This is a genomic window from Leptospira adleri (genome assembly GCF_002811985.1).
Lineage (GTDB): Bacteria > Spirochaetota > Leptospiria > Leptospirales > Leptospiraceae > Leptospira > Leptospira adleri.
In genome coordinates, this window is record NZ_NPDU01000033.1 from 1 (window position 1) to 23,112 (window position 23,112).

The 23,112-nt window shown below is 42.7% G+C and carries 20 protein-coding genes, 1 rRNA gene and 1 pseudogene; 9 read left to right on the forward strand and 13 right to left on the reverse strand.

Annotated features, from left to right (window positions below):
• Both CH376_RS24875 and CH376_RS13345 read right to left on the reverse strand, forming a co-directional pair.
• Window positions 1-161: pseudogene (locus CH376_RS24875) on the reverse strand (IS256 family transposase); the annotation flags it as partial.
• Between the two features lie 314 nt (window positions 162-475).
• Complete coding sequence (locus CH376_RS13345; RefSeq protein ID WP_100785263.1) at window positions 476-1,378, reverse strand: lysophospholipid acyltransferase family protein; 903 nt, start codon at window positions 1,376-1,378, stop codon at window positions 476-478.
• A gap of 343 nt (window positions 1,379-1,721) precedes the next feature.
• On the opposite strand from CH376_RS13345, the gene CH376_RS13350 reads away from it, so the two are divergent.
• The 4 genes from CH376_RS13350 to CH376_RS13365 all read left to right on the forward strand — a co-directional run bounded on the left by CH376_RS13350 (window position 1,722) and on the right by CH376_RS13365 (window position 8,335).
• Window positions 1,722-2,435 (forward strand): 7-carboxy-7-deazaguanine synthase QueE, encoded by a 714-nt coding sequence (locus CH376_RS13350; protein ID WP_100785264.1) that lies wholly within the window; start codon window positions 1,722-1,724, stop codon window positions 2,433-2,435.
• On the forward strand, window positions 2,436-5,276 hold the full coding sequence (locus CH376_RS13355) for a DEAD/DEAH box helicase (RefSeq protein WP_100785265.1): 2,841 nt from the start codon (window positions 2,436-2,438) through the stop codon (window positions 5,274-5,276). It abuts the gene before it with no gap.
• A gap of 79 nt (window positions 5,277-5,355) precedes the next feature.
• Window positions 5,356-7,764 carry a phenylalanine--tRNA ligase subunit beta gene (gene pheT / locus CH376_RS13360; RefSeq protein ID WP_100785266.1) on the forward strand — a complete coding sequence of 803 codons (2,409 nt, stop codon included), beginning with the start codon at window positions 5,356-5,358 and terminating at the stop codon, window positions 7,762-7,764.
• Window position 7,765: 1 nt separating this feature from the next.
• On the forward strand, window positions 7,766-8,335 hold the full coding sequence (locus CH376_RS13365) for a gamma carbonic anhydrase family protein (protein WP_100785267.1): 570 nt from the start codon (window positions 7,766-7,768) through the stop codon (window positions 8,333-8,335).
• 50 nt (window positions 8,336-8,385) lie between these two features.
• Here CH376_RS13365 and CH376_RS13370 read toward each other — a convergent pair whose 3' ends face one another.
• The 3 genes from CH376_RS13370 to CH376_RS13380 form a co-directional block, all read right to left on the reverse strand.
• Window positions 8,386-9,030, reverse strand: a complete 645-nt coding sequence (locus CH376_RS13370; RefSeq protein ID WP_100785268.1) for an LIC_13215 family putative lipoprotein — start codon at window positions 9,028-9,030, stop codon at window positions 8,386-8,388.
• A 177-nt stretch (window positions 9,031-9,207) separates the two neighbouring features.
• Window positions 9,208-9,792, reverse strand: coding sequence for a cytochrome C oxidase subunit IV family protein (locus tag CH376_RS13375; RefSeq protein WP_100785269.1), 585 nt, complete (start codon window positions 9,790-9,792; stop codon window positions 9,208-9,210).
• Window positions 9,793-9,897: 105 nt separating this feature from the next.
• On the reverse strand, window positions 9,898-11,130 hold the full coding sequence (locus CH376_RS13380; protein WP_100785270.1) for a hypothetical protein: 1,233 nt from the start codon (window positions 11,128-11,130) through the stop codon (window positions 9,898-9,900).
• A gap of 77 nt (window positions 11,131-11,207) precedes the next feature.
• Between CH376_RS13380 and CH376_RS13385 the strand changes: the two genes are divergently transcribed.
• Window positions 11,208-12,002 carry an LIC13212 family protein gene (locus CH376_RS13385; protein WP_100785271.1) on the forward strand — a complete coding sequence of 265 codons (795 nt, stop codon included), beginning with the start codon at window positions 11,208-11,210 and terminating at the stop codon, window positions 12,000-12,002.
• Between the two features lie 368 nt (window positions 12,003-12,370).
• Here the strand turns inward: CH376_RS13385 and CH376_RS13395 are convergent, their stop codons facing one another.
• Window positions 12,371-12,580, reverse strand: a complete 210-nt coding sequence (locus CH376_RS13395; RefSeq protein WP_100785273.1) for a hypothetical protein — start codon at window positions 12,578-12,580, stop codon at window positions 12,371-12,373.
• Window positions 12,581-12,653: 73 nt separating this feature from the next.
• Window positions 12,654-13,991: an MFS transporter gene (locus CH376_RS13400; RefSeq protein ID WP_100785274.1), complete on the reverse strand. Its 1,338-nt coding sequence runs from the start codon at window positions 13,989-13,991 to the stop codon at window positions 12,654-12,656.
• Window positions 13,992-14,148: 157 nt separating this feature from the next.
• Between CH376_RS13400 and CH376_RS13405 the strand changes: the two genes are divergently transcribed.
• From CH376_RS13405 to CH376_RS13415, 3 genes are read left to right on the forward strand one after another with little or no spacing between them, the layout of a single operon-like run.
• Entirely contained in the window at window positions 14,149-14,376 is a 228-nt protein-coding gene (locus CH376_RS13405) for a (2Fe-2S)-binding protein (RefSeq protein ID WP_165781733.1), read from the forward strand.
• The gene (locus tag CH376_RS13410) at window positions 14,373-15,056 is read left to right on the forward strand and encodes a RibD family protein (protein WP_100785276.1); all 684 of its coding nucleotides are present in this window, start codon (window positions 14,373-14,375) and stop codon (window positions 15,054-15,056) included. Before CH376_RS13405 ends, CH376_RS13410 begins: the two co-directional genes overlap by 4 nt.
• A complete protein-coding gene (locus tag CH376_RS13415) occupies window positions 15,053-15,685 on the forward strand; it encodes a biosynthetic peptidoglycan transglycosylase (RefSeq protein ID WP_100785277.1) in 633 nt (210 codons plus the stop codon). Before CH376_RS13410 ends, CH376_RS13415 begins: the two co-directional genes overlap by 4 nt.
• 177 nt (window positions 15,686-15,862) lie before the next feature.
• Here the strand turns inward: CH376_RS13415 and CH376_RS13425 are convergent, their stop codons facing one another.
• The 4 genes from CH376_RS13425 to CH376_RS13440 all read right to left on the reverse strand — a co-directional run bounded on the left by CH376_RS13425 (window position 15,863) and on the right by CH376_RS13440 (window position 18,776).
• On the reverse strand, window positions 15,863-16,282 hold the full coding sequence (locus CH376_RS13425) for a c-type cytochrome (protein WP_243394708.1): 420 nt from the start codon (window positions 16,280-16,282) through the stop codon (window positions 15,863-15,865).
• Window positions 16,275-17,117 (reverse strand): lysophospholipid acyltransferase family protein, encoded by an 843-nt coding sequence (locus CH376_RS13430; RefSeq protein ID WP_243394709.1) that lies wholly within the window; start codon window positions 17,115-17,117, stop codon window positions 16,275-16,277. Before CH376_RS13430 ends, CH376_RS13425 begins: the two co-directional genes overlap by 8 nt.
• 211 nt (window positions 17,118-17,328) lie before the next feature.
• Window positions 17,329-17,445 (reverse strand): 5S ribosomal RNA (rrf, locus tag CH376_RS13435).
• Between the two features lie 80 nt (window positions 17,446-17,525).
• Window positions 17,526-18,776, reverse strand: coding sequence for a hypothetical protein (locus CH376_RS13440; protein WP_125231925.1), 1,251 nt, complete (start codon window positions 18,774-18,776; stop codon window positions 17,526-17,528).
• A gap of 362 nt (window positions 18,777-19,138) precedes the next feature.
• Between CH376_RS13440 and ppnP the strand changes: the two genes are divergently transcribed.
• A complete protein-coding gene (ppnP, locus tag CH376_RS13445; RefSeq protein WP_100785280.1) occupies window positions 19,139-19,453 on the forward strand; it encodes a pyrimidine/purine nucleoside phosphorylase in 315 nt (104 codons plus the stop codon).
• A 327-nt stretch (window positions 19,454-19,780) separates the two neighbouring features.
• On the opposite strand, the gene gcvP is transcribed toward ppnP, so the two are convergent.
• Window positions 19,781-22,675 (reverse strand): aminomethyl-transferring glycine dehydrogenase, encoded by a 2,895-nt coding sequence (gene gcvP, locus CH376_RS13450; protein ID WP_100785281.1) that lies wholly within the window; start codon window positions 22,673-22,675, stop codon window positions 19,781-19,783.
• A 38-nt stretch (window positions 22,676-22,713) separates the two neighbouring features.
• Complete coding sequence (gcvH, locus tag CH376_RS13455; RefSeq protein WP_100785282.1) at window positions 22,714-23,106, reverse strand: glycine cleavage system protein GcvH; 393 nt, start codon at window positions 23,104-23,106, stop codon at window positions 22,714-22,716.
• Window positions 23,107-23,112: the final 6 nt, after the last annotated feature.

Consider the following 23,112-nt stretch of genomic DNA (forward strand, 5'->3'; position numbering starts at 1 on the left):
TCATACCTTGAGGCTTTGCAGAGTTTATCCGCTTCCTCATCTAAGAGAGCGTTCAGCGTTTCTTCCACTGAGCCTCTTACGAGTTCGCTCAAGTCTTTCTTGAGCTGGGTCTCATCCACTTGAATTACTTTCAGGTGCGCTTTTTCTTCTTCTGCCCTCATTGGGGGGTTCTCCTTTTTTTGAATTTGATCGTTACAAACTCAATCGGCAAGGAGAGCCTTCTCATTCATTCTTAAATCTGCGAAAATTTTAGGACGTTATCGAACTTTAAGTTCGCGTGAACTAGGATCTCAAAGAAAAATATCCTTTTCCACTGAGTGCATTCGATTTAGGTCAACTGATTTTCAGATTCGAACTCAAATCTTAGAACTCGGATAAAAATAAGAAACACACACGTAGGAGTTCAGAAATTTTTAATGTCGCTTTATAAGCACAATGGACTTTTGAAAAAGCAAGCCAAAGTCAATTTGCTTTTTCAAACTTGACCAGGAAAATCTCCCGGTTTGGTTCTCCATCTTCTGTGAACCCAAAAATACTGTTCCGGAAAAAGTTTAACTTCCTCTTCTAAAGCTTTTGTCCAAACTTCCGTATAATGACGGATTGCGGTTTCACGATCCGCAAAAGCCTTTTTATCGACAAACCCCAAGTCTTTGATTCGAACGATGACCTTACCTTTTTCTCCGCAGAGAACCGAGTAAAGCAACATCTTTGCGCCGGTGAGATAGGCCATGAGTGCGGGGCCTTGATACGTGGAGGCCGGGCGATTGAAGAAATTTACGAAGATCCCGACCTTTCCGGCATTTTGATCGGAGCCGAATCCCATCCAATAACCTTGTTTGAGCATCTTCGCGACTTGGCTGGATTCATCCGTGGAGACGAGTTTGATTCCATTCTTCGTTCTAAGTTTATAAATCAATCGATCGACATAAGGATTTCTGACTTTCTTATAAATCCCTGCGCCTTTCATTCGGATTCCCATAAACTGAACGAGAATTTCCCAGGTTCCAAAATGCCCGGAAATAAGAACGACTCCGATTCCTTCTTCGTTGGTCTTTCTTTCGATCTCTAAAGATTCTTTATCATAGACCAAATAACGATCCATCCATTTCTGATTGAGCCTCGGAGCGTAAAGCGTTCCGGCGACTAAGTTTCCGATATGAAGAATGCTCTTCCAGACGAGTTCTTTCTTTTGGGCTTCGGAATACTCGGGAAACGCATAAGAAATATTTTCATAGGCGATTCTTCTGTGCTTTCTCGCTAAAGGATAAAGAAGAATTACCAAAAATCTTCCGAACAATAAACACAGACGATACGGTAAAATGCGAAAGGGAAGATAGAATAGATAAACAAAAAGGAATGACGGAATGTAACGAATCAAGGGAGCCCCGTTAATTGTTTTTAATTACAAAGGGAACGTTTTCGGTCCGGATTGACAAGCAAAAGAACTAGCCCTTTTTTTCTATCTCATTGAGAATTCAAACTAAGAAAAAAGATGAAACGTTTTCTTTTCGATCTTCCATAAGAATCTTGCTTCTTTTTTCGTTTTGAAATATTCTTCTTTTCAACACGAAGTTCTGAACTCGAAAAAAATCCACTTTGCCTAAATGAAAGCTCCGAGAGTTGACCGCAAAGGGTAGGTCCGAAATTCTGGAATTAGCCTTTTTATTTTTTTTGTGAACGCGACGCTTGCAAAAAGAAATATCTTGTACTCATAAGAACCCATGAACAATCTGAAAACCTCCGTACATGAAATCTATCTTTCCCTTTCCGGGGAAGGAATTTCAACAGGATTACCGACCGTCTTCGTTCGGATGGCGGGATGTTCCTTACGATGTGGAATGGCCGTTGGAAGAAAATTATGGTGTGATACTCCTTACGCCCTTTCTCCAAACGCGGGTGAAGAATCGGATCTCGAACAAGTCCTGAAGCAAATTCAAGAACTCAGTCCGGTGGATACGCAGATTCTTCTTACCGGAGGCGAACCCTTGGAAGGTAGAAACCGAGATTTCAGCGTCGCTTTAGGAAACGAAATCTTTAGAGCTCGAAAGCAATCGGGTTCTTATCCCAGACCAAGAGTCGAAACAAACGGGGCCGAGTCCATCGAAGGGTTGGATTCGTTCGTCTTTACTTTGGATTATAAGCTACCCGGCTCCGGCATGGAAGAACGGATGCTCTTGAAAAATTTAGAAATTTATAAAGATAGAAAAAACAATTTGGATGAAATTAAGTTTGTGATTCGAGATAGAATTGATTTTGACAGATGTATTGAAGTGATTCAAGAGTTCCGTTTATCCGGAAATCTTTTGGCTTCTCCGGTGCAAAGCGAATTGTCTCCGGATCTTCTTTCCGAATGGATCAAGTCCTCTCTCGGTTCCGGTCTTCGTCTCTCTCTGCAAACCCATAAATATATCTGGGGCGATCAAAGGGGCGTTTAGTTGGAAGAAACCTTACAACTCAGCCTCGATTTCGAATCCAAGCAGCGTTCCGGATTCAGAGGAGATTTCTGTTTTCTCGCAAATTCACCCGAGTTGGGAATCGGAAAGATCGTATCCTCTGAGGATGGAAAGGTCACGATCGAATTCGCTTCCACGTCTTCGAAAAAAATCGTCTCTGAAAATTCTTCCCATTTAAGAATTCTTCCGGGATATCCATCCCCTCTCAGAAACGTCGGGGAACAACCGAGTTTGATGGATCTTTCTCTTACCGCATACGAACTCAAACTGACTCACGCTTTCGATAAACTTTCTGCGCTTTCCAATTCCAGGACGAGGCTTCTTCCTCATCAGATCGAATCGACTTATATCGTCGTCAACAGTCTTCGTCCTCGGTTTATTTTGGCGGACGAAGTCGGTTTGGGAAAAACGATCGAAGCCGCTCTTGTGATGAAAGAGCTCATCTTTCGGAGAGGTTACAAAAAAGTTTTGATCGTCGCGCCTTCTCCGCTATTGGTCCAGTGGCAACAAGAACTGAAGAATAAGTTCAACGAAGATTTTGAAATTGTTAAGCGACGAAACTTCCATACGGAAGGCGATAAGAATTGGAAGAATTTTCAACACGTCATAACCTCCGTCGATTTTATCAAAAATCCGAAATACGCCGAAGAAATTCTAAAAACAAAATGGGATATCGTAATCTTCGACGAAGCGCATAGGCTTAGAAGGGATTATCATAAGGTCACAAGGGCTTATCTTTTCGCCGAGAAAATTTCCAAAAAGTGCGAATGTCTTCTTCTTTTAACGGCAACTCCCTTTCGCGGAAAGCTGGAAGAACTTTATTATCTGATGCATCTGATCGATCCGAACATATTAGGGCCGTATCATACATTCGTAAATGATTATATACTAGGAAACAAAACCGATCTTAAAGAGAAAATTTCCAAAGTACTTCTGAGAAGAAGAAAGGTCGAAGTCGGCGGTTTTACCAAACGATTCGCCAAAACGGTAAGAATCGAACTTTCTCCGGTGGAACGGGAATTTTACGAAGAGACCACGAACTACGTTCGAAGGGAATATAACCTTGCGATGCGAACTCAAAACCGCGCGATCGGTTTTGTAATGATCGTCTTTCAGAAACTTTTGGATTCTTCAGTGTTCGCCCTTTTATCCGCGCTTACGAAGAGAAAATTTCTCCTGGAGAATCGGTTCCATCATATCAAACAAATGGAATCTAAGCTGGAAGAGTGGGACTTGGATGAAACCGAAGACGTGGAAGAGTTCGTGTCCGGTTTGGACGAATCGGTTCAGCTTGATCTTCAGAGTTTAAAAAGGGAACTTCTCTCGCTCAATCGATTGATTCTTCTCGGTAAAAAAATCAGAGAAGATAAGAAGTCTATCAAACTCAAAGAAACCATTCTGAAACTGCAGAAAGAAGGACATCCGAAATTCATCATCTTCACTCAGTTTAGAACGACTCAGGATTTTTTGGCGTCTGTTCTTGCGGAATTCCAAGTGACTTTGTTTCACGGTTCTTTGAGCGCGGACGCGAAAGAAAGAGCAATCGTCGAATTTAAGACGAAGACCGAAATTCTCATCTGTACCGAGGCCGGCGGGGAAGGACGAAATCTGCAGTTTGCAAACGTCCTCTTCAATTACGATCTTCCTTGGAGTCCTTTGAAGATTGAACAGAGAATCGGAAGGATTCACAGATTCGGTCAAAAGGACAACGTATTCATCTTTAACTTTGCGAGTAAGGACACTGTTGCGGAAAGAATTCTGGAGGTGCTTACGAATAAGATCCGTCTTTTTGAAGAGTCGATCGGTTCTTCCGATGAACTTCTCGGCGCGATCGAGGACGAACTGGATTTTAATTCTTCCTTTATGAGATTTGTAACCGGCAATAAATCCAAAGTCGAAATGGAAGAAGAAATCGATAATAGAATCAAAATCGCAAAGAAAGGTTTTGAAAAGTTAAGCGATCTCGTGACGCCGAAGTTGATCGACTTTAATCTTTTGGATTATTACAGTCATACTCTCGAAGAGCGTTCGTTTAACAATACTCATCTTGAAGAATTCGTTTCCCGGTTTACGCGCGCGTTTCCGGAAGAGGCGGGTTTTAAACTCTTAAAAAAGAAACCTCAGATCTATGAAATCGATTCCGCTCAGTTTAAGGGTAAATTCGGAACCTTCGATTCCGAGCTCGCGCTTCAAAACGACAGCTTGGAATTTTTGGCGTTCGGACATCCTTTAGTGGACAAGGCCGTTTCTCACTTGATCCAAAATCAGAAAGGTTGGGGAATTTCCTTTCATTCCGTTTCCAAAAAAGAATATTATGTTTTTCTGGTGGAGTTTCAGTTCACGCTCAATCGAACCGAACTTTTCTATTTCGAATGCAATCGTCAAAGCGGAAGCATCAAGCAGATTCAGGAATTGCCCGAAGAACTCAGGGATCCCGAGTCGGTTTCCGAAGTCGGCGCGATGAACGCCGAACTTCCTTCCCGTTTTGAGGAAAATTTAATCCGAACTTATTTGGCCTTGGACGAAATCGTAGAATCCCGCAAAAAACAACTGGGAGATCAAACCCTCGATCTTTTTCAAAAGGAAGAATTTAAGATTCGAACGAGCAACCAGAACACACTTAGACAACTCGAAGAAAAGCTGATGCGTCAGGAAGCGGCCTTCAAATGGGAAGGAAAACCCGAAAAAAAATCCGCGATGAATCGAACTCGAAACGAGATTCAGAAAGTGAAAGAAGACTTCGATAGGGAACTTAGAAAGGTGCGAAACGGGAAAACGATCCAACATAGGTTTCAACTCTTTCAGGCTTATTTACCGAAATAAGGCGCAGCCTTTTCCTGCTCGACATCCGATTTTGGTCAGGGTTTCTGGACCTTAAACAATCGGAACGGAGCCTGAGTACGTGAAACTTTCCTTAGACTGGATGAATGACTTTGCACCTTTGAAGGAGGTCGGTCTGGACGCGATCCTGAAAAAAATCGCGATTTCCGTCTGCGAAATCGACGGCGCCGATCCTTTTCGTCCCGAGTTGGATTTCATTAAGATCGTAAAGATAGAATCTCTCGAAAAACATCCTTCCGCGGATAAACTCCAGATCGCACAGGTCACAAACGGCTCGGTAAAATCTCAGATCGTAACCGGCGCTACGAACGTGAAAGTCGGCGACTTAGTTCCGCTTGCGATGCCAGGAGCAAAACTGGGAGATAAGGAAATTTTAGAATCCGAACTCAGGGGAGTTAAAAGTTCGGGAATGCTCTGCTCCGAAAAGGAATTATCCCTTGCGGAAGAAAGCGACGGAGTCTGGATTTTAAACGGCTTGGAAGGCGCCGAAATCGGAAAGTCGATTCGAACTTTTCTACATTACGATGATATCATATTCGAAGTGGACAATAAATCGATCACTCATAGGCCGGATCTTTGGAATCATTTCGGTTTTGCGAGGGAACTCGCTTCTCAACTCAAACTTCCGATTCGATTCAATCCTTTCGAATCGCTTTGGAATTTCGATCTCAACATTTCTCTTCCAAAAGTATTAGAAAATCAGCATGCACATTCCTACTACGCGTCTTCGATTCAAGGGATTTCGATTTTTCCTTCTAAAAGGAAATTTCAGGCGAGATTGCAGAAATGCGGAATCAGAACGATCAACAACGTTGTGGACGTTTCGAATTACGTGATGTTGGAGATGGGACAACCGACTCATTTTTTCGATAAGAAGTTTTTAGAAGGTCAGGGAGGAATTTCTCTCGAAGTTTCGTTTGCCAAAAAAGGGGAAAGTTTTCCGCTTCTTGACGAAAGTTCTCCTTCACTGGAAGACGAAATTCTTCTCATCCGAAATCAGGGAAAACCGGTCGCGATCGCCGGAGTCATGGGCGGGAAAGAATCCGCGGTTCAGAACGGCACGACTGAAATCGTCATGGAATCCGCGGTTTTCGCAAGAGAACGGGTTCGTAAATCGATTCGCCTAACAGGGATTCGATCTGATTCTTCCGTAAGATATGAAAAAGGGTTGGAAGCGACTACGACTCTTCCGGTGATTCGAAGAGCGCTTAATCTCTTAAAGGAAAACGGATGTTCCGAACTGAAGGCTTCCGAGCCGGTCGGATTCTTACATACCCCGCATAAGGAAGTTCACATTCATACCGACATTCATTTTATCAACGCAAAGCTGGGAGTGGAATTATCAAAGGGCGATGTAACCGATATTTTAGAAAGACTTCACTTTTCTGTTTCTTGGAAAGGAGAACACCTGGAAGTGCTGGTTCCTAAATTCCGTCATAACTACGACGTAACGATTCCGGAAGATCTCGTGGAAGAAATCGGAAGAACTCGCGGTTACGATACGATTCAAGTCGCTCCTGTTTTGGCCGAGGTAAAAACTCCGATTCGAAATCTCGGTCGGGAATTGGAAAGGAAGTTGAAAACATTCTTTTCGGGAAATCTCGGCTTTCACGAGGTTTACAATTATTCTTTTCAATCCTTGAAGGACAATACGTTCGACGGAGATCCTAAACTTTCAGTGAAGATCAAAAATGAAATGCCGGAAGAACAAGCCGTCCTCAGAAATTCTATGCTTCCTTCTCTTTTAAGAAACGTAAGAACCAATCAAGATCGTTTTTCAGAAATCAAATTATTCGAACTCGGAAGAACGTATTTTAATCTACCGGAACCGGATAACGAAAAGAAATTCTTCGCTTATGCGGTTTCTTGCGATAGAAAAAATTCCGAATCGGATTTGAAACTTCTGGAAGAGGATTTTTTAAACGTAAGAAAACAAATCGAATCTCTCCTCGAGTCCATTCGAATTTTCGATTTTTCCTGGGAGATCAAACAGGAATCATTCTTTCATCCAGCGGCGAGTTTGTCCTTGGTCGTCGATTCGAAACAGATCGGAGTTTTAGGTTATGTCCATCCAGCAGTTTTAGATTCTTTCGAAATCAAAAAAAGAACGATCTACGGGTCTTTTGATTTTTCTTCGATCGTCGAAATTTGGAATTTCAATCGTAAGATCTCAAGATTTATTCCTCCTTCTCAATTTCCGGAAGCGGAGATCGATCTTTCGATTCTCATCGGCGAAAAGGAGAATACGAATCGTTTTACGGAACTCGTTAAAAAGGAAAATATTCCGGAGTTGAAAGACGGCTGGGTTTATTCTCAATTCTCCGGAGGAAACGTTCCGGAAGGAAAAAGATCGGTGAGTTATCGATTCAAATTGGTGAACTATGAAAAAACGTTCACGCAAGAAAGAATCAAAGAAATTTCCGATCAACTCGTTGCACTTGCGGGTAAAAACGGTTTTGCGTTGAGATAAGATGAAAATACACGAAACCGCTTTTATACATCCGCAGGCGACTGCGATCGGTCTGGTTGAAATGGGCGCTTATTCTTCTCTTTGGCCGGGAGCCGTCGCCAGGGCGGATATGAATCATATCGTTCTCGGGGAAGGTGTTAACATTCAAGACAATACCACCTTACACACCGATTCGAACAGAGGAATCCAAATCGGAGATTACACGTTAGTCGGTCATAACGCAATGCTTCACGGTTGTAAGATCGGAAGAGGTTGTCTTATCGGAATCGGAAGTATCGTTCTGGACGATGCGGAGATCGGAGACGGGGCCATGGTTATGGCGGGTTGTTTGGTCCGAGGCGGAAAAAAAATTCCTGCCGGCGCGATGGTAATTCAGAAAGACGGAGATCTAAAAATCTTTGAAGGAAAGGCAAAGCCGGTTTATTCGGTTGCGGGTTGTCTGGAATATATTTCTCTTTCGAAACGTTTCAAAGAGGGAATTTTCGGACCGTTTTCCAAGGAAGAGGAGCTTGAATTTCAAAATCAAGCGAAAGTGATTTTGGAAAGAATGGGAATTCCCTTTAAGGGCTGATTGTTTTTGCAATCCGGAAATCGAACGGTTCCCGGATTATTTTCAAAGAATTAAATCTTGATAAACTTATTCAGGAGGTCAGCGACTTTTTGACCTTTGCTTTTTGCATCCTTATCTAAAAACGTTCCCGTAAAGACGTGAGCCTTTTTATTCACAATAAATACTAGTTGATAGTTGCGAAGTTTGTAACTTTTTCCGGCGATTGTCTGTTCAAATCTGCTTTCGAGGAGAGCGGAATCTAATCCTTGGATTTTGGATTTTTTCGGCGGATTGATCATTTCATACTTTTGAAAGACGGTCGGATAAAAACCGGTGACCGCGGAGATATAATCATCTAAAGTAATTTCTCTCGGTTGTTTGGAGAGATCTTCAATCGTATAATTTACGTTTGTGTTGAACGTTTGCGCTTCCGGACTTTCCTGAGGGTATTCAAAAAGAAAAAAATTGATACCCGCTACTTCCAGCGCTTGTTTGATCGCTCCGGTATTGTCGGCACTCGCCGCGATTTCGTGCGCTTGATTGATCAGGTTTGGGTTGTCGTTAAAATACCACCCTTCGTAGTTCAGTCCTAATCCGAGAGAAGGAAGTTGAATCACTTTAGAATTAGGATCTAAAGCGTGGTCCTTTTTGCATGTAAGAAGAAAGACGGCGATCAGAATTAAGATTAAAGAATTTCGGCTCCGATTGTATTTCATAAAACGCCCCTTAAGAAATGAAGAAGATAACTTCTTCCGTTAAAAAAGCCAATCAAATTACGTCCGTAAGAAGATTTACTTGGTCGGAAAACCGGCTTTGATTTGTGAATTTTCTTTTTAAAATAAAAAAGCCGATCAATAAGACCGGCTTTTCCGAATTTTATACTTGGAAACGAATTAAAATGCGAAGGAAAGAATCACTTTCAATCGAGTAAATATGTCCGCAGCAGAAAATCCAAAAAGGAGTAAGAGAAAAAACAAACCGGATCCAAAGATGACCCTGTTCATGATTGTGTCGTATTTTAAGTGCATGAAATAAGCGAGAACGAGAGACGCTTTCACCGTTGCAACTGCCATCGCAATGATCACGTTCATTGCTCCGAAGTCGATTCCTGCAACCCAAACCGTAACAAAGGTAAAGAAAATCAGAGTAGCGAAGATCAGAGAATAAGTTTTAACGGAAATGATGTGATGAGATCCGTGGCCTTCTTCTGCGTGTTCCGCTTTTGCCGGAACTCCGTTCATTTTGTTCTGAGCTTTCGTAATCGCGTCTTGAAGCGCTTTGCCGAGTTTGTTATCTTTGTTTCTTGAAATAAATTCCTGGAGTTTGTTTTCTTCCAGAATCTGAGAAAGAAAGTTAACGGTAAATCCCGCAAGAGTTGCGTTTACAATGGCGCCGGCTCCGACCACGAACCCGGTAAAGGGGATCAGAAACCCGATGCTAACGATTACATAAAGAGCGTAGTTTAAAAACAGTTCCATTTTATATCCTGAATTTGGACCGCAGAATTTGCGGATGGTTTTCCGGGCGGTAAACCGCAACCTATGGGACATCCTGGCAGGGTCTAAAAAAGCCTCAAGTACATTTCAAAGGAGAATCTTTTTCCTCCATTCTTCATAGAATTTTTGAATTCTTCCATACATGGATTGTTCGGATTTATTCGGAAATCCTAAAAGAATCCAAGCAATCCCGTATGTTTTTCCGTTGGAAAAACGATCGGGTGTAAGCGGAAGAATTTGTATTCCTTGAGAAATTCCCCATTGAAAAATCCATTCTGCAAATCCCGGAATCGGTTTTTTTAGGGATATGGGAAGAATCGCAAGATTCGGATCGGCGATCGGTTTTGTTTTCGCAAAGAGTTCTGAACGAGAAAGTTCGAGAAGAATTCTTCCCATGGACCATCGAAAATTTCCCTCGCTCAACCTTCTTATCTTTGTTTTATTTTGAGAATGGAACTCAAATCCGTCCAAGGAAACCGGGCCTTCGTAGTCCGAAGCAAAATTTTTGGAAAGGGCTTCGGCGATCGGTTGAATCTGAGATTGGATTCGATCCGATTCTTTTTCCGAAGGAAGAAAGGCTCCGCTGTATTTTCCTCTTTCATCGCAGATTTGAATCGTGGAACCTTTTGAGGTCGGAACCCCGGCGTTCCAATCGTAGAGGCAGGAAAAATCGGAGGTTCTTTGGACCCAAGGCTCTACGACGCAAGGAAACCAGGAGCGATCTTTTTCGGTTTCGATTTCTTCTGAGTGTTCGGAGCCGATAAAATCGAACTTAAGAATTTTATGTCTTCCGGAAAAACTGAATTCGGGTTTGAGAACGATTTTCTCCGTCCGGAGTTCCGACCAGTCTGTCGGAAGTACGAGAAGGTGAGAGGCTTTTTCCAAAACTCTCGCGTCGATATCCTGAAAACCCATTTCCGATTTCCAACGGGTCAAAAGAATTTTAGAATTCAGTCTTTTTGAGAGATCTGCCTTCTCAGAGGAATTAAGAATTTCTCCGGAAGAATCAAGATCGGAGACCGAACCCCATTCTTCCCAAATGAAACTTTTCTCCGGAGGAGAGATCGCCAGATTCTTCTTTGCGTTTCTTTTGAGAATTTGAAACGGTCCCAACTGAATTCCTTTCGATTTCCAAAATTGCACCCACTCCGGATCCGGCCCTTCGCTGAGAAGCGAAACCGTTTGGAAATCTCGAATCGATTGAAAAAGATAGAAAAGATTCTCCAAGGTTCTGTTTTTAAAATCCAGCTTTTCGGGAGCGATTTCCCCGGTTTTGAGTTCTTCCTCGAAAAAGCCGTTAAACCTAGAATAACGAGTCATAATGTTCCGCATTTTTTTCGTTTGTAATATAAAGATCGGGGGATAAGAATTTCGATAATCTGAATAAGGGTAAATCTATGAACATCCGTATTTTATCAATTCTGACAATTCTTTCGCTTACCGGAATCGGTGCGGCGCCTAACAAGGTGTTAACCTTAGAAGAGAAGGAAGAACAGAGACAGATAGAAGCCGTTCGTAAAGGCGGTTTTACGGATATCGAAGTGGACAACCTTCACGCTTCGATCGCGGGAAATATTCTTAAGATCAATAATCTCTTAAAAGATGAGACCTACAAAAAAGCTCTCCGTTATATCGAAGACGAACCGAGAGAAGCCGCGAAGTTTCTTTTTCAAGACAAGGAAAACAAACAGTATTTGGAGTTGGATCTCGGTCTTGGTCAATCGTTTGCGGATTATCCGAAAACTTATCTTTATCAATCAAGAATTTATATTTATCCCGGAACGGACGGTCAATCTTTGGATAAGATCATTCTTCAGTTTAAAAGAACGAACGCAAAGGGGGAAGTTTTTATCCGCGAGATGAGACGTCTTATTAACAATTCTCCGAAAGGCCCCACCTTTCTCGGAGACGGAAAAAGAACTCCGAACAATAACAGCGAAATTCTTTTGGAATTTTTTTCAAGTCACGACACCGATTTCATTTGGCCGGACAATCCGATTCAACCGGTTCCAGCCAGCGTCACTTCCAAGTTGCATGATCCGGCAAATCCACTTCCTTACAATAAGCAGAGACAAATCATTCTCCAATACAAAAGATATATGAGAAAGGTCGATAAGATGGTTAGTCTGAAATTACACGCTATGGAATTGGATCAGAAGAGAATGGTTTCTAAAATGTTGGAATTCCGTTAAGAAAAGATTTATTATAAATTTATAATATTTCAAAAACCGGCTTTGTTGCCGCTTTTTTTATCGAATACGGAAACCGTATTTTAAAACGGATCAAAATACTTTCGTTTTAGGTGGAGATTGGCTTTGTCCGCTGATTCGGAAAGTATCTCGGATATCTGAAGGCATTTCCGATTTCGAATCGTCCCCAAAATCGCAAGCGAAACTTCAAAATCGTTTCTCTATTTTTCTCTTTCCATTTCTTCAAGTTTTCGAAATAGACCTCGTCGATTGAAAACGCAGGAGTTTCCACACTCTAAGTTTTTTGAGAAAGGTTCTAAATTAGGATCGGCTTGAGAATTGGAGGAAGAATTTTTCAAAAGTAGGAAAATCTACTTTTTAATCAAAAAATCGCTGATGACCTTTTCTTCGGTCAGGTATTTTTTATTGAGATAGGAAATGGCATAGTTGATAAATCTCGGAATCTCTTTTCCCGCGTCCAAAAGATCCAATTTCGTCTGAGTCAATTCGTCGATCGTTGCCAACGCCAGTTTTCTTTGGCTTTGATGCGATTCGAACTCGTCTTCCGATTCCAATGCCATTCGCGGTTAACCTGTTCCGAAGATAACAGAAATCACAAGAAAGGGCAAGTCTTTCTTGTGATTCTTTTTAAACTTAGGTTTCTCTGTAGTCCACCGCAGTTTGGATTCCGCGTTCTTCGTCTACAAATGCGTTGATCAAAAGCGAGATCACAAAGAAAACCGCAACGACCAGGAAGGAATTTCTAAGATCGAATAAGATTTGAAGTCCTCCGACTGCGACGAGTCCGAAAGCGGCGGCGACTTTACCGGACAATCCCCAGAGACCGAAAAATTCTCCGGATTTGGATTCCGGCGCGAAAAGTCCGACTATGGCGCGGCTCGCAGATTGTGTCGCACCTAAACCGGCGCCCGCGAGAACGGTTGTTCCTACGAAGACCCATTGTTGTGTGGTCGGAATTCCGATTCCTACTAAGAATGCGGTCAAATCCTTCACCCAGTAGATGAGCAAGAGGCAGGCAATCCATAAGAAAAGTGTAATGTTAAACGTCTTTTTTGCTCCGATTTTATCCTGGATGAATCCGAAAAGAATGGCTCCGACCGCCGCGAAAAGTTGAATGAGAAGAAACATCGCAATCTCGTGTTTTTCTTCCGTCTTGATTTCTTGAGCTCCATAGATAAAAGCAAAGCTGATAACGATTCCTAGAGCAGCCATCGCAAAGAAAAGGGAAACTAGATAAACCGCCATGTCTCTGAATTTGTGAATTTCTTTCATCGTAGAAACGACTCTTTCCATTCCAATTTTAAGATAGGAAAGTCCTTCCGGTTTATCTTTTCCGGCCGTGTATTCTCTTAAGAGAAGAAAGGTCGGAATTCCGGCGAATAAAAAGAAGAATGCGGTGTAAGGTCCGACCATTCTAAGATTGTCAAAATTATCGAGAGTTTTTGGTCCTAAGGTGTTGACTAACGCGACCGCGGCGATTCCACCGAAGTAACCGATTCCCCAAGCGTAACCCGAAATTTTTCCGAGATCTTCTTTAGGGCCGAGATAGGGAAGAAAACTCGATGCAAAATTTTCTCCGGAGGCAAAGAAGAAGTTTGAAAGAATGATCAGAATGAACGCGAGAACGTATTGTCCGGGGGCGATTACGAACCAAAGGGCGCCCGTCGAAATAATACAGAAGACATAACTATAAAACAGAAATTGTTTCTTTCTCGCGGAATAGTCCGTAATCGCGCCGAAAATCGGTCCCGTCAAAACGACTAATAGATAAGAAATCGCCAGAGCGATCGACCAGAGTAAATTTCCATATTCGAACGGATTTTCCTGGTTGGACGTGGCGGGGACAACCAATTGGCTAAAAACGATTCCGTATGTAACACTGATAATGACAGTCGTATAAGAGGAGTTCGCAAAATCGAACATGCACCAGCCGAGGATTTCTCGGAGAGGGGCTCTTTTTGTATCTTGCATGGTTTTCCTTTGTTTTTAATCAGAAATTTCAAAAAAGGCTATTTTTCGGAAACTGGATGTCAAATGAAAACCGTAAAAAATTTCTCTTGCAGAAGAATTTCAGAGTCTTTAATCTGATTGGAAACCCGATTTCTAACTGTCCAATTAAATAGAAGATATGGATTCCTCATTTTTCAGTCAAGTCGACCTCTGCCAATTGATGCGCCCCCGAAAGGTCTGCGTTTGCAATCAGGTATCGGAAGAAGAGATCCTAACGTCGATTCGAAACGGACATGATACTTTAGAAAAACTCATGGACGATACGGGCGCCTCGACCGGTTGCGGGACCTGCATGGGTTCAGTTCGTAAACTTCTGGCTCGGGAACTCAACGTTCCTCGAGCATGACTCAACTTCCGAACGTAACAATCAACATGGCTATGACTCTGGACGGAAAAGTCTCGCGTCCGGACGGACGTTGGTACGGGCTTTCTTCCAGAAACGACAAGAAGAGAATGGATGAAATTCGCTCGAAGGCGGAAGTTCTGATTCTCGGAAAGAATTCGATTCTCAACGACGATCCAGTCATCCATTTGAGATATGTGGAAGACGGAAAAGATCCGAGACCGGTGATTCTTCTCCGCTCCGGAACCCTTCCGGAAGATAAAAAGGTATTCCGTTTTTCTAAACAACCTCCTTTGATTTTCTGCTTGAACGAGAATTATTCCCTCGTTCGAGATAATCTTTGTTCCGTGGCCGAGATCGTTCTGATTCCCGGAACGGATTTAAATCCTTTGGAAATACTCAAGGTTTTATCGGAAATGGGTTATCAAGAAATTCTTCTGGAAGGAGGACCTTCTCTGAATGATTCTTTTTTTCGTTTGGATCTTATTTCAAGAATTTACGTTACCATAGTTCCGTTTCTGGTCGGTAAAAACGATTTGCCTTCGATCACGGGCGGAAAAAAAGAATATCCGAACTTCGATCAGAAAAAATGGAAATTAGTCGCTTCCGAAGTAATAGAAGATGAAGTTTTTCTAATATATGAAAAACAGAATGTGGAGCGGATTTTCGGAAGAGAACTTTGAAACAAAAAGAACTTTTTTATACTCTATTTTTACGAGCCTTACCTATTTTTTTCGCTTCCGTAGTGATTTACGAACAATTCTTTCCGGAACGAAAAATTTTGGTCCGCCAGGATCGTCTCGTTTATCTACCGGATCAAAAAGAATCGGTTCCTCTTGAATTGGAGTGGGTTCGTTTGAACGAACTTCCGGAAGAATGGATTTCCTATGTCGTTCAAGTGGAGGATCGAAGATTTTATTCACATCGCGGGTATTCTCTTTCGGATATTCATTCTACGATTCTTTCCTCCGCGCTTTTTTTGCGGAAGATCCGAGGCGCGAGTACGATCACGCAACAACTTGCAAGAACGCTTTTTCTTTCCCGTGAAAAGTCTTTGTCTAGAAAATGGAAAGAGATTCAGATCGCCTCGGCTTTGGAAGAGGATCTCGGAAAGAACGAAATTTTAGAATATTACATCAACAGCGTTTACTGGGGAAGAGGGATGAACGGTTTGAATCAGGCTTCGAGATATTATTTTAAAAGAAAGCCTATGGATCTCGATGGAAATCAGCTCAAAGCTCTGGTCCAGATTCTAAAAAAACCGGATTGGTACAGTCGGGAAGAAGTGATTGAGCTCTCGAAAACGTTATAACGGCGCTCCGGGGCGTTCCTCCGATCGAATTGAAAGTTTGAATTCAATAACTTTTTTGTTCGGGAAAGTTTGTCGGAACAATCGTAAGTTCGGAATCTGTTTTAAATTATCCGAGTTGATCAGAGTGGTCGGAAGACCGGCGCTCGTTTTGTATTCAGGAATAAACTCCGGGTCGAATTAGAATCTCTCGATTCTTTTTACAAGCGCACGGATTTCTTCTTCCGTTAATTCTTCTTTGAAAGAAGGCATGGTTTGATTCTTTCCGTCTCGAATCGTCTTAAAGATCCCTTCTCTCATCTTGTCACCTCCAAAGAAGAATCCCATTTTGATCCCGAAGCCGCGAAGCTTTTTCGGTCTTGGAAGAACGGAATCCTTCGGAGTTCCGTCCACTCCGTGACAAACGGCACATTTCTGTTCCCAAAGAAGATCGGCTCGAATTTCTTCGATCGAAAGGCTCTGAGAATTCGTTTTGGAATTCGGAGAAGTTTGACACGAGCAACAAAGCAAACAAATGAGAAAAACGGAATGTAATTTCAGAGCGAATCGATTGATGTTGAAATTTGTCATTTGAAAACTTGAATACTGATTCTCAATCATTGACTTTTGTTCCCCAATTTTTCAAGTGGGAAACTACAAAATTCAACAAGGATTCTTGATTCTTCCTGGAATCAGTTGTAGGAAAAAGCGGATCGCCGAACGTAATTAAAATTTTTCGATTTCTAAAAATGCGCGCTAAGTCTTTTACGATCCTTCCGTTTTCCCAAAAATCCGTTTTGAGAGCGACCGGGATTACCGGAACGCCTGCGCGCGCGGCCAGTTTGATCGCAATGGAATTAAATTCGGCCGGAGTAAAATCGGTGGTTCGAGTGCTCTGCGGAAAGACGATGATCGACATCCCTTTTTTTAATAGCGCGGTCCCTTGTTCTAAAACGGCGACCAAGTCTTCTCTTGGATTACTTCTTCCGACCGAGATCGGATCTCTCGATCTCATGATGGGACCGAAAAGTTTTCCCGTCGTTAGACTTTCTTTGACTACGAACGTTACAGGCTTATATTGAGTTACGAACGTCGGAAGAATGAAGGTCTCACATGTGCTCATGTGATTTCCTGCGATGACCACGGGACCGTCCACTGAGAGAATCTTTTCGATTCCTTGAACTTTCACCTTCCCGCCGCAATTTTCCACTAGATCGAGAATTTTAGCGGAGGATTCGCACCAAGTTTGATTGTCGTAAAGACCTTTGAGAGCTAAGGCCCTACTTCTGAATATTTCTTTGAAATAACCGTAATGAAACGCCAAGTCCGTATCGCCGAAGATTAAGTCAGCAAGCGATCTTTTTTTATCCGGCGACGTTTCGTATGAAATCGAAAGCCCTTCTTTATAGCTCAGCGGTTTGCAGAGATCCTTTCTTTGCAAAATTTGATGACCCATCTTGGCCTTCCTTTAATCCGATTAGTCGCGAGCGCAATTCTACATCGTTTCTTTTTTATTAAAGTAAAAATCTTAACGAAGAAGAAAAGAGTAAGAGATCTTCTTTAGCTCGGAATATCTTATTGGAAATAGATTTGATTCTAAAGTTGCAAAAAGTGAAAGGGAAGAATCGATTTAAGAATTTTTTAAAAGGAGGGCTTAAAATAAAAAAACCCGGCAACGTCCTACTCTCCCATGCAGCGAACCACACAGTACCATCAGCGATGAGAGGCTTAACTTCCGTGTTCGGGATGGGAACGGGTGTGGCCCTCTCTCTATAGTCACCAGGAATCTTGAGGACAGTATTTTCCAAGTGAGCGCGCTGTCATTCCAAAATTAAAAAGTAAGAGCGTTTTTTTTCTTTTTATTTCAGAGATTTTCGAAGGAAATTTTATCTTCTTCCAACCGAAGTCTTTCTTCGATTGCGGATTCCGCTGCGATTAAGTCCGCGAAACCGGGGGAATTCGGAAGCCATGGCATAAGTTGCCAAATACCCAAAAGTTCCTTGTCGCCCGGAAGAATATAGTCATTCAGCGGGAAAGATTGTAGATTGAATAAAAAAGAAAGTCTTCCTTGAGGGATATTCTCCGTTTCCTTTAACGCAATCGTAAGAACGCTTTGATTTTCCGGTAAACGATTGGCTCTACAATGGCGCACAACGTGTTTCGGAAAAAAACGTTCTAAAAAAAGGAAATGAGAAAGAATCGGAAGCGAGGTTCGATATCGGATTCTCAAACCGGATGAATCCACGTTAAGTTCCAAGGTTTTAGTCATTATGAAAATCAAAGCTACCGTAAAAATTCCTAAAAATAAGATCGAGAACGGGACAAAAAAGAAAAGGAAGATCATCTCGAATTCTTTCATAGAAAGAAAAATGATTCCCCAGACTCCGTAAAAAATTCCCATGACGGAAAGAATCGAAATCTTATCCTTTATCGTCTTCTCCTTTGTAAATTCTACTCTTGTTCCCTTTTCCGTCGCGGATAACTTTAAATATTTTGAATCTACTTTGGATCTTTCGAGCGTAGAGAAAGTTACGGAATTCTCAACGTTGGCTGAATTTTCGTTCGTATCGCCGGAAACCGGAAGCGCAAGTAAGGATCTGAATCTTAAAAGATCCGCTTTTAAGATTTCGAGTTCGAAATAAGTTTCGAGGATATAAAAAGCTCCGTCCGACTTTAGTAAGAATAAATCCCAAACCTTTCTGTAGCCCGAGCCGGAACTGACGGTCCCGCTTTTGGAAACGGTTCTCTTTTTTATCTTATAACAGGTGATTGTCGAAAGGTCGATATGTAGATCCGGTCGATCGGTTTCTTTGACGAGAAGAATTCCTTCTTTGGGAAGGATTCTCTCTTCTTGGATAGAATCCTTTGTTTTGCGATAGGTTCTTAAGGAAGAAAAAAGGAGGAACAAAAACGAGAAAGTCAGAAATACGATCAGACTTGGATATGCCGTTTCTCCTTCGATAAAGATTTGAAGCGCGTAGATCAACATTCCCAAACCGAAAAGCGAAACAAAAAATAAGATCCCCGTAAGAAAACATCCCACCAATCCTCGGAAACGATATGGGTTCTTCGAAATTCTAACTGCGTGATCGGATTCAAAATTCCAAGTAGACAAGGGAAACCTCGTATCAGTTTTTGATTTAAAAAAATATCTTACGTTCGGTTTTCTTTTTTTGAATCGGATTTTGAAATATCTTTGAAACGTCTTTATCCTTTTCCATTCTAAACCGAAGTCGTTTATCAACGATGTTTCAAAAAATAAGAACAATAACTTATTGCCTTTTTAAGTTTGGTCAAGTAGTAAAATCCTCAGTTTCACGTCCTAATTTTTCCCAAATTTCGAAGGCCTTCGCTTTTTAAAGTTCTTTCCTCGACGCTTTCCTTTAGAAGTCTTGCAGATATGGCTTTCCCGTCTTGTTCTAGATTTTTTATTTTGAAGCGGATGGGAAACGCGAGCGACATTGGATGGAGGGCCGCATGGCTCAGTTTGAAAACGTTACCGTTGTGAAAAAAGCGAATATCTATTACGAAGGAAAAGTCACGAGCCGGACCGTTCTATTTTCGGACGGCAGCAAAAAAACTCTCGGAATTTTAATGCCCGGAGAATACGACTTTGGAACTGATGAAAAAGAAATTATGGAAATTTTAGAAGGCGACTTGCTCGTAAAACTTCCCGGCGAGACTTCTTGGAAAGAGATCAAAGGCGGTCAGTCATTCGAAGTTCCCGCAAAATCCAGATTTCAATTGAACGTAAAAAAAATCAGCGACTATTGCTGTTCTTATATCGTTTGATTTTTTTCTTTGATCGGTTTTTGTCGAGGAACGATGTTTTGCTAAACTTGAAGAATCAATTCGGACTTTCGACCTAACAAACATTATACATAGTCGTTTGTGATCGAAAAAGATTAGTTGTCCTTCGAAGTCTACGATATGAAAGAGCGAAGTTTTCCGATTTTACTTCGGGCCGATTTGAAATCCGAAGATTAAAAGTCGTTTTATTAAACCGATTTCTCGGAAGAATCGAAACCGAAATAATTTACGGTATATCCGAATTTCCAATAAAAAGCCGAGACGTCTCAACCTCGGCTTTTTATGATTCTATCGATGTCGCTTAACAATTTACTGATAACTTTCGATGGGAAGACAGGAACAAATCAGATTTCTGTCTCCGTAGACGTTATCCACTCTTCCAACGTAAGGCCAGAATTTGTGTTCTTTCGTCCAAGGGGCCGGGTAACCCGCTCTTTCTCTCGGATAAAGATGGTCCCAACGATCGGATGTCACCATCGCAGCCGTATGTGGAGAATTTTTTAAGGGGTTGTCCGTCTTGTCTAAAACTCCGTTTTGGACGTCCAAAATCTCCTGATGAATGAGAAGCATCGCGTCGCAGAAACGATCCAATTCTTCTAAGGATTCGGATTCAGTCGGTTCGATCATCAGAGTTCCGGGAACCGGAAACGACATCGTAGGCGCGTGGAATCCGTAGTCGATCAGTCGTTTTGCGACGTCTTCCACTTCGATCCCCGCGGTCTTTTTGAAAGGTCTTACGTCCAGAATACATTCGTGTGCTACAAATCCATTCTTACCTTTATAAAGAACCGGGAACGCTTTTTCCAAACGTTTGGCTATGTAGTTCGCGTTTAGAATGGAATTCTTCGTGGCCGCAGTAAGACCTTCCGCTCCCATAAGAATGATGTAAGTCCAAGAGATCAATACGATGCTCGCACTTCCCCAAGGCGCGGCGGAAACCGCGCCGTGTTCGTTGCCGGTGGCGTTATCCACTAACACATGTCCAGGTAAGAATGGAACGAGATGTTTTGCGACTCCGATCGGACCTACTCCCGGGCCGCCGCCGCCGTGAGGAATACAAAACGTCTTGTGAAGATTGAGATGGCAAACGTCCGCGCCGATTTCTCCTGGACTTGTTAAACCGACTTGAGCGTTCATGTTCGCTCCGTCCATGTAAACCTGTCCGCCGTTTGCGTGAACGATGGAACAGATTTCTTTTACCGATTCTTCAAAAACCCCGTGAGTCGATGGATACGTGATCATCAAAGCGGCGAGATCGTTTTTGTGTTCTTCCGCCTTTGCTTTGAGATCTTCCAGATCGATGTTTCCGTTTGGATCGCAGGAAACGACGATCACTTTAAAACCGGCCATAGCCGCGCTCGCCGGATTGGTTCCGTGAGCCGAGATCGGAATCAAACAAACGTTTCTATGAGATTCTTTTCTGCTTTCGTGATATCTTCTGATTGCGAGAAGTCCGGCGTATTCCCCTTGAGAACCTGCGTTCGGCTGCAAAGAAACTCCCGCGAAGCCGGTGATTTCACAGAGCCATTTTTCCAGTTCTTCAAAGATGATTCTATAACCTTGCGCTTGAACCGCCGGCGCGAACGGATGGATCGATCCGAACTCGGTCCATGTCACGGGATACATTTCCGTGGTTGCGTTGAGTTTCATCGTACACGAGCCGAGTGGAATCATCGAAGTCGTCAGAGAAAGATCCCGCGATTCTAACTTTCGGATATAACGAAGCATTTTCGTTTCGGTGTGATACGATTGAAATACGGGATGTGTTAGGTAAGAGGAAATTCTTTTTAGAGAAGAGGGGATCGTGTCCGCGTTTTCAAAACCTTTTTCGATCTCTACGTTCTTGATTCCGAAAATTTCAAAAAGGTCCTGGAGATCCTCTGCGTTTACAGTTTCGTCTAACGCGATTCCGATTCTTCCGTCGTCGTATTGTCTTAGATTGATTTTTTTGGAAAGAGCCTTTTGGAGAATTTCCTGCGCCTTGTTTCCGGCCTGAATCGTTATCGTATCAAAGGAGGGATGTTCCGAGACCGCAAATCCCGCGGACTTCAAACCGTTGGAAAGGATGGAGGTAAATCTGTGAATTCTTGTAGCGATGTTTTTTAGTCCTTCCGGGCCGTGATAGATCGCATACATAGAGGAAATGACGGCGAGTAAAACCTGAGCCGTGCAGATATTGCTCGTCGCTTTGTCTCTTCGGATATGTTGTTCTCTCGTTTGAAGAGAAAGTCTGAGTCCCGGATTCCCTTGCGAATCTTTGGAAACTCCGATCAATCGTCCGGGCATACTCCGTTTGAATTCGTCTTTTGTAGCAAAGAATCCCGCGTGCGGTCCGCCGTAACCGAGTGGAAGTCCGAATCTTTGAGAAGATCCGATCGCGATGTCAGCCCCCATTTCTCCGGGAGATTTTAGAATTGTCAGCGCGAGAAGATCCGCAGCTACGGTCGCGATCGAACCAACGTTATGCGCCTTTTGGATGAAGGAAGAATAATCGATGACCTTTCCGTCGGTGGCCGGGTATTGAACGAGAATTCCGAAAAAGTCTTCGTTGAGTTCTACGGTTTCGTGATTTCCGATAAGAACTTCGATTCCCAGCGGATTGGCTCTTGTAACAACAACGTCGATCGTTTGAGGATGACAGAGTTCAGAGACGAAGAATTTTTTTGCGGTTTCATTCTTACGAACCGAATACGCTAGAAACATCGCTTCCGCGGCCGCGGTTCCTTCGTCCAGAAGGGAAGCGTTCGAGATTTCGAGTCCGGTCAGATCGATGATCATCGTTTGAAAGTTGAGAAGGGCTTCCAGACGACCTTGTGAAATCTCCGCTTGATACGGAGTATAAGCCGTGTACCATCCCGGATTCTCCAGAATGTTTCTTTGGATCACGCCGGGAATCACGCAAGAATTATAACCGGCGCCGATATAAGAACGGAAAACTTGGTTCTGAGACGCGATCGTTTTTAGGTCTTGAAGAATTTTGTGTTCGGTGGAAGGCTTAGGAAGATTCAGAGGTTTTTTTAGACGGATTCCCGCGGGAACCGCTTTATCGATCAATTCTTCGAGAGAGGAAAGTCCGAGTTCTTTTAACATCACTCCGACCTGCTCCGGATCCGGACCGATATGTCTTCTTGGAAAGGAATCCAACGGATCGATTCCGAACTTTGTAAGATTTTGTTTGGATTGGTTCTGGAGAGTGGAGTTCATGTTCACCTGCTTTGAATTCTCAATATTAGACTTTTTTGTTATTCGAGTCCTGCAACGAACGTTTTGTATTTTTCAGGATCGAGTAGTTTTCCGAGTTCGGAAGCGGAAAATCCTTTTATCTTGATCATCCAAGATTCGAAAGGTTTTGCGTTCACTTCGCCCGGGCTTTTGGAAAGAGCGGGATTGGATTCGATCACTTCTCCGCTGACGGGAGCGTATAAATCTTCCGCCGCCTTTACCGATTCGATGGTTCCGAAGGTTTCAAATTGTTTGATCGTTTTTCCGGCTTTCGGAAGATCCACGAATACGATGTCGCCTAACGCCGACTGCGCGAAGTCTGAAATTCCGATGAGAGCGACGTCTCCTTCTACTTTAACCCATTCGTGTTTTTCCGAGAAGAGATAACCTGCGGGTGCTTGCGTTTCTGCCATGATCCG